The sequence below is a fragment of the Citrobacter sp. RHBSTW-00944 genome (assembly GCF_013615435.1).
Taxonomy (GTDB): Bacteria; Pseudomonadota; Gammaproteobacteria; order Enterobacterales; family Enterobacteriaceae; genus Citrobacter; species Citrobacter braakii.
Genome location: NZ_CP055418.1, coordinates 3996482 through 4008991, shown reverse-complemented (window position 1 = coordinate 4008991; position 12510 = coordinate 3996482). Strand labels below are relative to the sequence as shown.

The following is a 12510-nucleotide window of genomic DNA, read 5'->3' as shown; positions in this document are numbered from 1 at the left end:
CGCGCTGATGTGTTGGCTGACGCAGAGAAGCAGAACGCCCAACTGAAAGACGAGAACGAATACATCCGCAATCGCTTCAAAGAGCTTGATCGGATGTTCGGTAAGAACCTGCTTGTGATGAAAGCGGCGGTTATCGACTGGCGCACCACCGGCGACGCCAAGAACGGGATGGCATGGATTTTTAACACCCTGCTTGGTCCCGGCGAGCTACCCAACGAGGGCGAGAAAGACGCTCAGGCCTATTTTGACCGCGAATACGCACCACTCGACAAAGAGTTGATGGAACTTCACCAGTGGTTTTGGGATCGCCATAAGCGCATTGAATCCAAAGGTCTTGATATTCAGGAAGGTGCCGCATGAACAGAATCACCGAAGGCAAAAAATACTGCTATCGCTACCATGACGGGAACGACAGCGAAGGCCGCCCGATCGTCACTTTGTGGAAGCGCGTAATCATTCGCGAGACAGAGAAGACTTTCTGGCATGTCGAAGATATGCCGTACATGACCAATGAGCAGCTTATTAAATACCGGACCGGTGGGCAGCCAGCCAACCAGAAATACCATGTTAAACGCTGCCTAAAAGGTGCTGATCGCTCCAGTTACCATTACACCATGGAAGAGGCTTTACAGGCATTTGTTCGTCGCAAAACCCACCAGATTAGCAAGATTCAGCTCGCAGAAGAAACAGCGCGCCTGTGTCTTGCCGGTCTTCGTGAAGCCGGGATCATTTCCGAGGGATATCGCTGTAAGGTCGAAAAATTGCCGGATAGCGATATATTCCTCGCTGCCAACCAGCCGGGGCCGATTGCATCAGAATATAGCTGGGGAGAATACTGATGGCTGATAAATTTCCACCAGCAAAAGGGCCGAAGGTGCCGCCTATGCAACCACGCATCACCATCAATATCGGCGAGTCGGCATCATCGGCGCAATTACGCAGATTGATACGTGATCGGCACGCTGCATGGTCACACGAAACCTTTGGTGATGTTGGCCCAATCGGTCCGCTGAAACACCTTGCGAAAGAAGCGCTGGAGGCAGCCGCCGCGCCAGATGATTTATCCGAGTGGGCGGATCTCCAATTTCTCTTGTGGGATGCCCAGCGGCGCGCCGGTATATCTGACGGCGAAATCACAGCAGCGATGGAAGAAAAGCTGAAAGTGAACATGGCGCGCCAGTGGCCTGAGCCGAAGGACGGAGAGCCGCGCCAGCATATTAAGCCAGCGCCGCAGCCAGTACCTGATTCTGTGATCAGCGCGGCAGTAAATGGAATTATGGCAACTTATGCCGACAATGAGGAAGGTTGCCGGGCAATGGTACGCACACATGTTGAACAAGCCTGTCGTGCCGCTATTCAGGAGTCCGGTCATGGCTAAATCTGCCGCTGAACGCAAAGCCGCCCAGCGAGCCCGGCAAGCTGCTGCTGGCGGGCGTAAATTTGAGCTCATACTTGATACGCAGGAACTGGAGATGCTGGAGCGCAATTGTGCATCACGCCGCCCGGGGAGAGCTCCGTATGAAATGAGCGAATACGTTGCGATGCTGATTCGCCAGGACGATGCTCGCGTTCGTGGGCGCATCAAGTCAATCAGCGCGAACCGCTGCGGTAAATGCGGCGATGCGCTGCCAGTTAAGTCGTGCCCGTGCGACGGTGATTCGCAATGCTGGGTTACGCGTGGCTGGCACGAAACCAAATTAGCAGTGTGACATGTCACAATGGAATCAATAACATACAAGCCTCTTCGGAGGCTTTTTTTGTCGGCGTTAAATTGCTTTTGCCACAACGCCCAGCCATAATATCCCTGTCAGCCTGAACAACTGACACCCGGACATTCGCGCCACGGAGAACACCATGGCGCAGCACCACCAGCTTAAACACAATCGCCTGACGTTATCCGACGTCAGCGATTTGTCGTATCTGTCGCTTAACCTCTTCGGGGGTGACGCGTGAGCCAACAATTCCACCTCGTTAGCGAAAGCGTCAAGCAGAACGCTATCAACTACATTCGTCAGTTGCCGGTCGACAGCAAGCGCCCGCTGATACTCGACGTCAAAGAGTCGACGCGCACCGCTATTCAAAACCGCAAGATGTGGCCGCTCCTGAAAGACCTTTCCGACCAGGTTCTCTGGTTCGGCAATAAATATGACTCCGACGACTGGAAAGACCTGATCACCGCGCTGGTGGCAAAAACCAAAAAGCAGGAACAGCGAATGGCCCCTGGGCTTGATGGCGGCGTCGTGATGTTCGGCCAGCGCACCAGCAAAATGACCATTCCTCAGATGGTCGAAGTCATTGAGACGATTTACTGGTTCGGCACCCAGCAGGGCGTCACCTTCAGCGAACAATCCCGCAATGAAATCGAGTGGGCAAAGCGTTGGGGGGACAGCAATGCGAAATAACCCCAGTCAGAAAACCTATCGCAGCAAAAAATGGCTCGCTGCTGTCGGGCAGATCGAACAGTGCGTGTTATGCGGTTCGTGGGGGACGCAGGTAGCGCATCGCAATGAAGGCAAAGGCATGGGCCTGAAAGCTGATGATTGCGCCACGGCGGCGATCTGCGTTTGCTGCCACGACAGCATAGACAACGGAAGCAAGCTATCGCGCGACGAACGCCGCCAGCTGATGGACCGCGCTATCGTTCTGACCGTTATACAGATCGCCCGACTTGGGCTGGTGGTGCCTGCATGAAAATTTACGATATCACCCCGATCGGCAAGCCCCGCATGACCCGCGCCGACAAATGGAAAACACGGCCTGCGGTCATGCGTTACCGCGCATTCTGCGATGAAGCACGTCTGCGCAAAATCAATCTCCCTGAGTCCGGCGCGCATATCACCTTCGTTATGCCAATGCCTCCGAGCTGGAGCAAAAAGAAGCGTGAACAGCTCAACGGCAAGCCGCACCAGTCAAAACCAGACTGCGACAACATGCTTAAAGCACTGATGGATGCCCTGTTTGATGATGATTCCAGTGTCTGGGATTGTCGCATTACAAAGCTATGGGGCGAGAAAGGCCAGATCATCATTCGGGAGAACGGACAATGACACGCACCGACATTAACAATTACCAGAAAGCGTCTGTTGAGCGTACCAACCCGCAAAACGCCTGGGTGACGCTGGCAGCAGCACCACGCAGATCTTACCTGGGGAAATACCGCCGACTGACACCATCGCAAAGCCGTTGGGTTCGTTCGTTGCTGAACCACTGGGGCGGCATGTATGGAGGCAGCGGAACAGAACACCTTTCAGGTGGCGGTGGTATGTGGTCAATGATATTGACCGGCTGGACTGGCGAACAGCAGGAGCGGATCGCTACCGTACTGTCTGGTCTGCGTAAAATTGGCTATACCGGAGATGCGTTGTTTGAGCAGGCTAAAGCCATCATCTGGCCGAAGAAATCACTTTCTGACCTGATCGGCAACGCCGGGGATCAGGAGGAAGCTGCATTCATGGAGGCTATCATCCTGAAGTCCTTCAAGCCGGGGAATCCCGTCTATGAGATAGGGAAGGACTATTACACCTGGCGGAAAACCATCAATGGCATGGCACGATGGATGCAGTATTACTACGCGCCGTTTCTGACCGAAAAGCAATGTATTGACCGTGTGCGCTGGTGTATTGAGTTGTTCAACTCTGCTGTCTTCTTCACGTTAAAAGATGAATTAGGCTTCGAAAATGCAAAAACTTGCGAAAAAGACTTGAAAACGAGTTTTGAAACTGCATAATTCAGATATGCTCGGACGTCAAAGGCGAAAGAGCTTACCCACCAGCGGAGATGCATTGCGCGGAGCGGTGGGAACCACATTTAAGCCCTTGCAGAAATGCAGGGGCTTTTTTATTGGCTCAATGCCACCGGGTGAATAACGTATGCACACGGCGATCATCTGCGCTTCTGGCCCGTCCCTTACTCCCGTTGACTGTCAAATAGCTGCACGCTCAGGGCTTCCTGTGATAGCGGTTAATTCATCATGGCGAGCCATACCGGAATGCACTCACATTTACGCTGGCGATCTGCGCTGGTGGGATGTGAATATTCCCGCGCTGCCCGATGGCCCCGAACGCTGGTCATGTAACCGGAGAGCACACACCCGATACGGCGTGAACATCTTCCCGACAGATACCAGCGGCACATTCAATTCTGGGCAGAGAGCGATCCTGTTCGCTCACTGGCTGGGTGCCAGTAGCGTCATCCTGCTGGGCTTCGATTGCTCAATCTCAAACGGTAGTCACTGGCACGGCGATCATACAGCTCTTGATAACCCGACAGCAGCGAACGTAAAGCGCTGGCATAGCGAGTTTGCACGAGTTGCGGCGCAGCTGCGTGGAAGCGTAAATATCATCAACAGCAGCCGCCAGACGGCGCTTAATTGCTTTCGTCGTTTACCTCTTGAAGCGGCGATAAGCGAGGTTACATGCTGAATCCTCCGATTTACATCGATGGCATGCTGGGAATGGGAGACACCATTTACCAGCGCGCTTTCGTCAAACAGCTGCCTGCGGGGACATTCATTAAGACGGCATGGCCGGAACTTTACGAAGACCTGCCAGTTAAAGCTGTCCGAAGTGATACCACTCTGAGAACGCAGCGTAAAAATGAGTTTCGCAGCTCCGCAAAGTTTTATCTGCCGCCATCGCCACGCCAGACGAAGCGAATATTTTACGGCCCGGATGATCTGCGGCGCGGTTCGATATTCGATGCCATGCGCCGCCAGTTCGGCGTAACGCCAGCAGCGCTTGATTTGCCATCCTTTGGCCCGGCGCAGTTTACGCACCAAAAGCCGATCGCCGTTATCCGTCCGGCAACGGTTCGTTCTGAATGGCGTAGCGACTCCCGAAACCCTGACCCCGATTACCTCCTGCGCGCATCGAGAATCCTGCGGCAACATTTCTGCGTGATTAGCGTTGCGGATTTGCAGGACGGGGAAGAGTGGCTGGTGGGTGAAGAACCAGAGGCGGATCTGAAAATGCACGCTGGCGAGCTCAATATCAAAGAGCTGATGCGCCTGGTTGAGCATGCCGCTGTCGTGATTACGCCTGTTGGCTGGGCGCTGCCCGCTGCCATTGCGTACAAAACACCTGTTTACGTTGTCGCTGGTGGGCGCGGTGGGCATAACGCTCCCGAAATAGTCACCGATCCGGCGATGGATTTATCCCGTGTTGGCTGGGCTATCCCGGACAATTATTGTCGCTGCGAAGCGTGGGATCACCATTGCGACAAACGCATCTCCAACTTTGATTCAAAATTCGAGGCCTGGCTGAATGAAGTCGTTTTATCAGGAACTGAACAGCGGGCTGGTATTCCTCCCGGAGCTGGGCATCGGTCGTTATCCGGTTCCAGCGTCACGCCCGTATGACGAGCAGTATTTCGCGAAGTATCAGCAGCTGGCCGACACCGAAACGGGCAGAGCCTTAACGCAATCCCGTATTGAGTTGGTGGCGAGCCATTTTCACGGTCCTGTTCTCGACGTTGGTATCGGTGCCGGTCAGTTCGTCTCTACCCGACCGGGAACGCTTGGGTATGACGTTAATCCGGCTGGTATCACCTGGCTGAACGAGCGGGGCGCATTCGCTGACCTCTACGCCAGTCAGTGGCGCGCGCTGACGATGTGGGATGTACTGGAGCACATCGACGAGCCGGAGCTGGCGGTACAGCAGGCTACAGAGTTTGTTTTCGTGTCGATCCCCATTTTTACTGATGCCGGAGACATTCTTCGCTCGCACCATTTCAGGAAGAACGAGCACATCTGGTATTTCACTGACGACGGTATTAAGCGCTGGTTTGCTGAACAGGGCTTCAAATGCGCCGAACAGAACACCATCGAATGCCAGTTAGGGCGCAAGGGCGTCGCTTCGTACGCTTTCCGCCGCGTTTAGTCCCCTCTTAGCCCATTGCATTTGGGTTTATTCCAGTTTCGCACACAGCACCCGCAAACAGGCGAGGTGAACCTATGAATAGCTCTCACGGGATTTTTGAACAAACCATGAAATGGATCGCGCTATATCTGCCGTCAGTTTACGCCGGGTTATGCGCTCTGGGCATCTCCGCGCTTATCGACATACGCGCAGGGAAGCCGAAACTCTACACCGCCACTGGCGCGCTAATCTGCGGCATATTCGCGCTGGCTGTTTCCGCATTGCTGGAATACCTGGGGCTGCCTGCTAATTCAGGGGCATTCGTTGGTGCGCTCGTCGGGTTTGTTGGAGCGGACAGACTGCGTGACATGGCGCTCGCTATCGTTGCCAGACGCGCCGGAGTTGGCAGCACTGAGGAAAATAAATGAATCAATCTCAATTTCAAATGGCGGCTGGTATCAGCGCCGGGTTGGCTGCGCGCTGGTTTCAGCCAGTAGATGCGGCGATGAAAGAATTTGGCATTACAGCACCTGCGGATCAGGCCATGTTCATCGCTCAAGTCGGTCATGAGTCAGGTGGCTTTAGCGCTGTAGTTGAAAATTTGAACTACACACCATCTGCGCTGGTGGCGACCTTCGGAAAGAGGATCACACAGCAGCAAGCTGATGCGCTTGGCAGAACAACCGAACACGCAGCCCGCCAGGATGCCATCGCCAATCTGGTGTATAGCAACCGCCTGGGTAACAAAGCACCCGGCGACGGCTGGAAATATCGCGGCAGAGGGTTAATTCAAATCACTGGCCTCGACAATTATCGCACCTGCGGGGCGGCGCTGAAGTTAGACCTCGTTACTTCACCTGAACAGCTCGAACAGGAACTTCAGGCAGCACGCTCTGCCGCCTGGTTCTACACATCCAAAGGGTGCATGGCCTACGGTGCCGATATTACTCGTGTTACGCGCATCATTAACGGCGGACTGAATGGCATTGATGACCGCAAGATCCGCTACAACAAAGCGCGGGCGGCGCTGCTGGTATGAAAATGAGTTATTGGGTGCTCATAGTGACGTTTATCGCCTGTATTGCAGGCGGTCTTGTCTGGTCAGCGGATCACTACCATGGAAAATTTCTGGAGGAACAGCGTCGCGCTGACGATGCAGAACAGCGTGCTGATTCCTCTGAGACCATCACCGCGAATGTACTGCGCACCGTAGCGATAACGAACATCATTCTGGAGACAAACCAACATGCCAAACAGCAGATCGCACTGGAGTCACAGAGAGCCGAGAACGATATCAAAGCTGCTGTTGCGGATGATGATTGTGCTGTTCGTGTTGTGCCTGCTGGCGCAGTTAAGCGGATGCACGAATACGCGAACGGTCTACGTGCCGGTTCCGGTAGTTCCGTTACCAGCCAGCCTGACGGCTGAAACACCCCAGCCAGATTTACCCGACCCGTTTACGTGGGGAGCAAGTCTTAACCTGAATGTCGCGTTGCTATCAGCGCTGGCGCAGTGCAACAGGGATAAGGCTGATATCAGAACTTTCGAGGACAACAGGGCAGAACAAACCGATGGCACGATTAAACGTTGAAGTTATCCCACCAGACAGCGAGGCGCTGAACGGGATTTTTGCAGAAATTGAGCGCAAATATGCTCGTCAGCCGCTGACGCCAAAAGTAATTGATGAAATGCAACGCGAAGCGACGCGCCTTGTGCGGCGAATGATAACCACAAAGGTTACGTTCGTCCGGGACTGACATTACAGAAGCCCTTCACTGAGGGGCTTCGATAATGGAGCACTGGAATTATTCATGAACAGACCACACCCACCAGCGCATTTTACGATGCCACCTGACCCGAAGCCGTACATCAGCATTATGCCCGCTAATGACGTTGGCGAGTGGCTGAATCAGCACATCCTGAGCGATGAGGGTGACCTCTACAACCCTGACCACCAGCATTTGCTTGAAGCGGATCTGTGCTTTCTCTGGGCATCGAACGCTTTCGAGAAGAAAGGGCGCTCCGTGCTTGGGCAGGCGGAAGAAGTGGCAATGCGGGCAGGAGGCTGGCAGAAAGCGCGGATGGAGCAGCAGATGTATGAATGGTTCGGCAGGGTGCCGCAGTTCATCATCACGCTGGCCGCCGATTACTGTTCGCAATGTTCCGATCTGGAATTCTGCGCGCTGATAGAGCACGAGCTTTATCACATCTGCCAGGCGACAGATGAATTTGGCGCGCCGAAGTTCACGCAGGAAGGGCAGCCAAAGCTGAAGCTGCGCGGCCATGACGTGGAAGAGTTTGTGGGCGTGGTTCGCCGTTACGGTGCAAGCCGGGACGTGCAGGAAATGATTGATGCGGCGAATCAGCCAGCGGAGGTTGCTCATCTCGATATTGCCAGAGCGTGCGGGACGTGCATGCTGCGACTGGCTTAAATACTGGACTGTATAAGACGAATGGTGATTTATGGCTGCATTAAAACCTGATGTGAAAGCCTTCATCATTCAGTCGCTTGCGTGCTATGACACGCCATCGCAGGTGGTCGAGGCTGTCCAAAAAGAATTCGGGATCAAGATCACCCGCCAGCAGGCTGAATCTCACGACCCCACGAAGGCCAGCGGTAAGACGCTCGCCAAAAAGTGGATCGAGATGTTCCACGCGACGCGCGAACGGTTCCTGACCGAAACCAGCGACATTCCGATCGCGAACAAATCCTATCGCCTCCGCGTGCTTGACCGCATGGCAACCAAAACCGAGGGGATGAAAAACTTCTCCCTGACGGCGCAGCTGATTGAACAGGCCGCGAAAGAGGTTGGCGACGCTTACACCAATAAGCTGAAGGTTGAAAGCACTGGCAAGGATGGCGGCCCGATCAAGACCGAGACGACCAACCTCACCGCAGATCAGGCCGCAGAGATTTACCGCAAGATGATGGGGTGATCATGCCTCTCCCGTTTGAATTCGATTTCAGAAACCCTGATTACCAGATGGTTTTTGAATGGCGGATGGAGCGCTTACAGCGCATTCGCCAGAACCCTGAAATGCTGCCAGCGCTAAAGCAGTTTTACCGCACCAACCCGGCACAGTTCATCATCGACTGGGGTATGACGACTGACCCGCGTAACATCGATTATGGCCTGCCGGTCACCATCCCTTTTCTGCTGTTCCCGAAACAGGAAGAATGGATTCACTGGATCATGGAGCTGCGCGAACGGCTGGAGAACGGCATCACCGAAAAGAGTCGCGAAATGGGGCTCAGCTGGACGGCGATCGGGCTGGCTTGCTCGCTCTGCCTCTTCAACAAAGAAATGGTCATCGGCTTCGGCTCCCGTAAAGAGGAATACGTCGACAGCACCGGAGACCCGAAGGCGCTGTTCTGGAAGGCGCGCAAGTTCGTGGAAACGCTGCCCGTCGAGTTTCGCGGTTCGTGGGACGAGAAGAAGCACGCGCCGTACATGCGCGTTGAGTTTCCCGATACTGGCGCGGTCATCAAAGGCGAGGCTGGCGACAATATCGGTCGTGGTGACCGTACCACCCTCTACCTGGTGGATGAGGCTGCATTCCTCCAGCGTCCTCTGCTGATTGACGCGGCGCTGTCGCAAACCACCCGCTGCCGTATCGACCTGAGCTCGGTTAACGGCATGGCGAACCCGTTCGCGCAGAAGCGTCACGGCGGGAAGATACCGGTATTCACATTCCACTGGCGAAATGACCCGCGCAAGGATGAAGAGTGGTATCGCAGGGAATGCGAGAAAATCGACAATCCGGTGGTGGTAGCGCAGGAACTTGACCTGAACTACAGCGCATCTGCGGAAGGCGTCCTGATCCCGTCCGATTGGGTACAGGCTGCCGTCGACGCTCATATTAAGCTGGGCATCCAGCCAACGGGCAAACGCCTGGGCGCGATGGACGTCGCCGACGAAGGCCGGGACAAAAACGCCTTTTCGACCCGTCACGGCTTCCTCCTGGAGAACGTGCGGGAATGGTCCGGCGTGGGCAGCGACATTTACCAGTCCGTTGAGAAGGTCTTCGGCTTTTGCGAACAGGACAACCTCGAAGAATTTCGCTTCGACGAGGACGGCCTGGGCGCTGGCGTTCGCGGCGATGCACGCGCCATCAACGAACTGCGTAACGCTGCGCGCCGACCGTCAATACTCGCCACACCGTTTCGCGGTAGCGGCGCGGTGTTTGATCCGGACGACGAAGCGGTGCGCGGCGACAACGGACAGGCCGCCCGCCTGAACAAGGACTTCTTTGCTAACGCCAAGGCCCAGAGCTGGTGGCAATTACGCAAGCTTTTCCAGAACACCTATCGCGCCGTGGTTGAGGGAATGGCCTACAACCCGGACGAAATTATCTCAATCAGCAGCGCCATGGCGAGCAAAGACAAACTCATCATCGAGCTGTCGCAACCGACCTATTCCATTAACGGTGTGGGGAAAATCGTTGTTGATAAACAGCCTGACGGCACCAAGTCGCCGAACCTCGCCGACTCGGTGATGATCAGCTACGCGCCAATGAATTCAGCCCTGAACATCTGGGAGCTGCTAGGGAGACAGGCCTGATGGCACGAAACAAGCAAGCCTCTCAGCGAACGGCGCAGGCCACCGCTGATGGCTATGAAAACTTTGTCGCCCGCGTGGGGATGCAGACGCCTAACCAGCACTCAGCATCGACCTACCGGGCGAACTTCACCAGCCGCAACCGCATGCTGGTGGAATGGTCATATCGCGGATCGTGGGTTATCGGCGAAGCGGTCGACGCTATCCCGGACGATATGACCCGGAAAGGCATTCGCATCACTTCGGAGATTGACGCCAAAGACCGTGGCACCCTGGAAGCGCAGCTGGATGAGTTGCAGATCTGGGATGCGCTGAACGACGTGCTGAAATGGTCGCGTCTCTACGGCGGCGCGGTGGGCTTCATCATGATTGAGGGGCAGGCACCAATGACCCCGCTGCGGCTCGAAACCATTGGAGAAGGCAAGTTTAAGGGTATTCTCCCGCTCGACCGCTGGATGATTAACCCGGTGCTGACCCGCCGCATTAAAGAGATGGGGCCGGACCTCGGCAAGCCTGAGTTTTACGACGTGGTGACCACTGCAACGGGCATCCCGGCCTGGCGCATCCATCACAGTCGCCTGATTCGCTTCGACGGGGTGACGCTGCCATTCCAGCAGAAGATGACAGAGAACGAATGGGGAATGTCGGTTGTAGAGCGTATCTGGGATCGGCTTACTGCGTTCGACAGCGCCACTGTCGGCGCGGCGCAGCTGGTCTACAAAGCGCATCTGCGTACCTACAGCGTGGAGAAGCTGCGCGAGCTTATCGCACTTGGTGGCCCTGCGTTCGAAGCGTTGCTGAAGAACATCGACCTGATCCGTCAGTTCCAGAGCAATGAAGGCATGACGCTCATGGACTCGCGGGATAAGTTCGAAACCCACCAGTACAGCTTCAGCGGTCTGGATGACATTCTTTCGCAGTTTGCTGAGCAGATTAGCGGTGCCGTTGGTATCCCGCTGGTGCGTCTGTTTGGGCAGTCCCCGAAAGGCTTCTCTACTGGTGACGCAGACCTCGCCAACTATTACGACCGGGTGAGCTCATTGCAGGAGCGCCGCTTACGACTGCCGATGCGTCGGATACTGGACATTATGCACCGCTCGGAACTCGGTAAGCCGCTGCCGGACGATTTCACGTTTGAGTTTAACCCGCTATGGCAAATGTCTGACGTTGACCGCTCAACGGTGGCCGTAAACACCACCACCGCGATCAGCACCGCGCTGGGCGACGGATTGATGACGCGTAAGGCGGCAATGACCGACCTGCGCGAAAACTCTGACGTCACCGGTATCGGGGCATCCATTACCGACGAGGACATAGAGAATGCCGAAGACGAAGCGCCGCCAGGCATCGGCGAACTTGGCGACAAACCGCCAGAGTCGCCAGGCGGAGATCCGATATCGAACGAGCCTACGGCAGATAGCGCGGGCGGTCGGGGATATCGTAAATGGGCGCTACGATGGTTCAAACGATAGCGTCACCGAAATAATGGATGCGCTGGATCGCTACAGCGAAATCATCACCCCCTGGGCGACGAAGGTTGCTGAGAACTTTACCGCCGACATTGCGCGCCAGAATGAAAAGCAGTGGCGTCAGCACAGCCGGAACATCAGCGCAGAGCTGCGCAATATGGTTGACCGCGCACCGGTAGGCCAGGTGATGAAATCCATCGTCGCCGAGCAAATTAAGTACATCAAGTCACTGCCTCTTGAGGCCGCCGATCGGGTGTATGATATTCAGAACAAGGCCATCGAGGCCGTTGTGGCTGGTGGCCGCGCTGAACCATTCGCGAAAGAGATAGCTGCTTCCGGTGACGTGTCACGCTCACGAGCGAACCTTATCGCCCGGACTGAGCTTGGGCGCGCAACCGGTGCACTGGATCAGGCGCGTGCGCTGTCAATCGGCTCGAATGGTTATATCTGGCGTACAGCCGAAGATGGCGACGTCCGGCATTCTCATCGAGAGATGGAAGGGAAGTTTGTCGAATGGGGCCGACCTCCAACGCTTGACGGCATGACCGGTCACGCCGGGGAGTTACCTAACTGCCGTTGCTACAAAGAAATCGTATTCCCGACACCTCATCCCTATCTCGCCTGAAT

19 protein-coding genes and 2 pseudogenes are annotated in these 12510 nt (G+C 55.4%); all 21 read left to right on the top strand.

The features are described from left to right. Positions 1 to 21: 21 nt before the first annotated feature. A pseudogene (locus tag HV334_RS19375) lies at positions 22 to 360 on the top strand (ead/Ea22-like family protein); the annotation flags it as partial. Then, positions 357 to 839, top strand: coding sequence for a hypothetical protein (locus HV334_RS19370; protein ID WP_021241750.1), 483 nt, complete (start codon positions 357 to 359; stop codon positions 837 to 839). The pseudogene HV334_RS19375 and the gene HV334_RS19370, both read left to right, overlap by 4 nt. A gap of 119 nt (positions 840 to 958) precedes the next feature. Next, positions 959 to 1240: pseudogene (locus HV334_RS25375) on the top strand (dATP/dGTP pyrophosphohydrolase domain-containing protein); the annotation flags it as partial. Positions 1241 to 1370: 130 nt separating this feature from the next. Continuing rightward, positions 1371 to 1709: a hypothetical protein gene (locus tag HV334_RS19360; RefSeq protein WP_021241747.1), complete on the top strand. Its 339-nt coding sequence runs from the start codon at positions 1371 to 1373 to the stop codon at positions 1707 to 1709. A 240-nt stretch (positions 1710 to 1949) separates the two neighbouring features. Then, a complete protein-coding gene (locus HV334_RS19355; protein ID WP_047063812.1) occupies positions 1950 to 2402 on the top strand; it encodes a recombination protein NinB in 453 nt (150 codons plus the stop codon). After that, entirely contained in the window at positions 2392 to 2691 is a 300-nt protein-coding gene (locus tag HV334_RS19350) for a DUF1364 family protein (protein ID WP_001245609.1), read from the top strand. Before HV334_RS19355 ends, HV334_RS19350 begins: the two co-directional genes overlap by 11 nt. Next, entirely contained in the window at positions 2688 to 3047 is a 360-nt protein-coding gene (locus HV334_RS19345) for a RusA family crossover junction endodeoxyribonuclease (protein ID WP_000708246.1), read from the top strand. Before HV334_RS19350 ends, HV334_RS19345 begins: the two co-directional genes overlap by 4 nt. Continuing rightward, complete coding sequence (locus HV334_RS19340; RefSeq protein WP_047063814.1) at positions 3044 to 3727, top strand: hypothetical protein; 684 nt, start codon at positions 3044 to 3046, stop codon at positions 3725 to 3727. Before HV334_RS19345 ends, HV334_RS19340 begins: the two co-directional genes overlap by 4 nt. A 223-nt stretch (positions 3728 to 3950) precedes the next feature. Continuing rightward, positions 3951 to 4421 carry a hypothetical protein gene (locus HV334_RS19335; protein ID WP_247753614.1) on the top strand — a complete coding sequence of 157 codons (471 nt, stop codon included), beginning with the start codon at positions 3951 to 3953 and terminating at the stop codon, positions 4419 to 4421. After that, positions 4415 to 5356: a hypothetical protein gene (locus HV334_RS19330; protein ID WP_181220797.1), complete on the top strand. Its 942-nt coding sequence runs from the start codon at positions 4415 to 4417 to the stop codon at positions 5354 to 5356. The genes HV334_RS19335 and HV334_RS19330 overlap by 7 nt, the downstream gene beginning before the upstream one ends. Further along, the gene (locus HV334_RS19325; protein ID WP_021241739.1) at positions 5262 to 5876 is read left to right on the top strand and encodes a methyltransferase domain-containing protein; all 615 of its coding nucleotides are present in this window, start codon (positions 5262 to 5264) and stop codon (positions 5874 to 5876) included. Before HV334_RS19330 ends, HV334_RS19325 begins: the two co-directional genes overlap by 95 nt. A 74-nt stretch (positions 5877 to 5950) precedes the next feature. After that, on the top strand, positions 5951 to 6283 hold the full coding sequence (locus tag HV334_RS19320; RefSeq protein ID WP_021241738.1) for a phage holin, lambda family: 333 nt from the start codon (positions 5951 to 5953) through the stop codon (positions 6281 to 6283). Next, a complete protein-coding gene (locus HV334_RS19315; RefSeq protein WP_031275085.1) occupies positions 6280 to 6894 on the top strand; it encodes a glycoside hydrolase family 19 protein in 615 nt (204 codons plus the stop codon). The genes HV334_RS19320 and HV334_RS19315 overlap by 4 nt, the downstream gene beginning before the upstream one ends. Then, positions 6891 to 7283 carry a hypothetical protein gene (locus tag HV334_RS19310; protein WP_031275084.1) on the top strand — a complete coding sequence of 131 codons (393 nt, stop codon included), beginning with the start codon at positions 6891 to 6893 and terminating at the stop codon, positions 7281 to 7283. Before HV334_RS19315 ends, HV334_RS19310 begins: the two co-directional genes overlap by 4 nt. Continuing rightward, a complete protein-coding gene (locus HV334_RS25370) occupies positions 7168 to 7446 on the top strand; it encodes a hypothetical protein (protein WP_230320567.1) in 279 nt (92 codons plus the stop codon). The genes HV334_RS19310 and HV334_RS25370 overlap by 116 nt, the downstream gene beginning before the upstream one ends. Beyond that, complete coding sequence (locus HV334_RS19305) at positions 7427 to 7612, top strand: hypothetical protein (RefSeq protein WP_021241734.1); 186 nt, start codon at positions 7427 to 7429, stop codon at positions 7610 to 7612. Before HV334_RS25370 ends, HV334_RS19305 begins: the two co-directional genes overlap by 20 nt. A gap of 54 nt (positions 7613 to 7666) precedes the next feature. After that, positions 7667 to 8287, top strand: a complete 621-nt coding sequence (locus HV334_RS19300) for a putative metallopeptidase (RefSeq protein WP_021241733.1) — start codon at positions 7667 to 7669, stop codon at positions 8285 to 8287. A 31-nt stretch (positions 8288 to 8318) separates the two neighbouring features. After that, entirely contained in the window at positions 8319 to 8792 is a 474-nt protein-coding gene (locus HV334_RS19295; RefSeq protein WP_016243561.1) for a DUF2280 domain-containing protein, read from the top strand. Between the two features lie 2 nt (positions 8793 to 8794). Next, entirely contained in the window at positions 8795 to 10417 is a 1623-nt protein-coding gene (locus HV334_RS19290; RefSeq protein ID WP_181220796.1) for a TerL protein, read from the top strand. Next, the gene (locus HV334_RS19285) at positions 10417 to 11886 is read left to right on the top strand and encodes a DUF1073 domain-containing protein (RefSeq protein WP_063145293.1); all 1470 of its coding nucleotides are present in this window, start codon (positions 10417 to 10419) and stop codon (positions 11884 to 11886) included. The genes HV334_RS19290 and HV334_RS19285 overlap by 1 nt, the downstream gene beginning before the upstream one ends. A 13-nt stretch (positions 11887 to 11899) precedes the next feature. After that, positions 11900 to 12508, top strand: coding sequence for a phage minor head protein (locus HV334_RS19280; protein WP_230320568.1), 609 nt, complete (start codon positions 11900 to 11902; stop codon positions 12506 to 12508). The last annotated feature ends 2 nt before the right edge of the window (positions 12509 to 12510 follow it).

Bases quoted from the DNA above. Each gene is read 5' to 3' on its own strand.
- HV334_RS19340 (WP_047063814.1), top strand. From the start codon at position 3,044: ATGACACGCACCGACATTAACAATTACCAGAAAGCGTCTGTTGAGCGT.
- HV334_RS19285 (WP_063145293.1), top strand. From the start codon at position 10,417: ATGGCACGAAACAAGCAAGCCTCTCAGCGAACGGCGCAGGCCACCGCT.
- HV334_RS19290 (WP_181220796.1), top strand. From the start codon at position 8,795: ATGCCTCTCCCGTTTGAATTCGATTTCAGAAACCCTGATTACCAGATG.
- HV334_RS19310 (WP_031275084.1), top strand. From the start codon at position 6,891: ATGAAAATGAGTTATTGGGTGCTCATAGTGACGTTTATCGCCTGTATT.
- HV334_RS19280 (WP_230320568.1), top strand. From the start codon at position 11,900: ATGGATGCGCTGGATCGCTACAGCGAAATCATCACCCCCTGGGCGACG.
- HV334_RS19370 (WP_021241750.1), top strand. From the start codon at position 357: ATGAACAGAATCACCGAAGGCAAAAAATACTGCTATCGCTACCATGAC.
- HV334_RS19350 (WP_001245609.1), top strand. From the start codon at position 2,392: ATGCGAAATAACCCCAGTCAGAAAACCTATCGCAGCAAAAAATGGCTC.
- HV334_RS19295 (WP_016243561.1), top strand. From the start codon at position 8,319: ATGGCTGCATTAAAACCTGATGTGAAAGCCTTCATCATTCAGTCGCTT.
- HV334_RS19345 (WP_000708246.1), top strand. From the start codon at position 2,688: ATGAAAATTTACGATATCACCCCGATCGGCAAGCCCCGCATGACCCGC.
- HV334_RS19330 (WP_181220797.1), top strand. From the start codon at position 4,415: ATGCTGAATCCTCCGATTTACATCGATGGCATGCTGGGAATGGGAGAC.
- HV334_RS19300 (WP_021241733.1), top strand. From the start codon at position 7,667: ATGAACAGACCACACCCACCAGCGCATTTTACGATGCCACCTGACCCG.
- HV334_RS25370 (WP_230320567.1), top strand. From the start codon at position 7,168: ATGATGATTGTGCTGTTCGTGTTGTGCCTGCTGGCGCAGTTAAGCGGA.
- HV334_RS19320 (WP_021241738.1), top strand. From the start codon at position 5,951: ATGAATAGCTCTCACGGGATTTTTGAACAAACCATGAAATGGATCGCG.
- HV334_RS19360 (WP_021241747.1), top strand. From the start codon at position 1,371: ATGGCTAAATCTGCCGCTGAACGCAAAGCCGCCCAGCGAGCCCGGCAA.
- HV334_RS19305 (WP_021241734.1), top strand. From the start codon at position 7,427: ATGGCACGATTAAACGTTGAAGTTATCCCACCAGACAGCGAGGCGCTG.
- HV334_RS19315 (WP_031275085.1), top strand. From the start codon at position 6,280: ATGAATCAATCTCAATTTCAAATGGCGGCTGGTATCAGCGCCGGGTTG.
- HV334_RS19325 (WP_021241739.1), top strand. From the start codon at position 5,262: ATGAAGTCGTTTTATCAGGAACTGAACAGCGGGCTGGTATTCCTCCCG.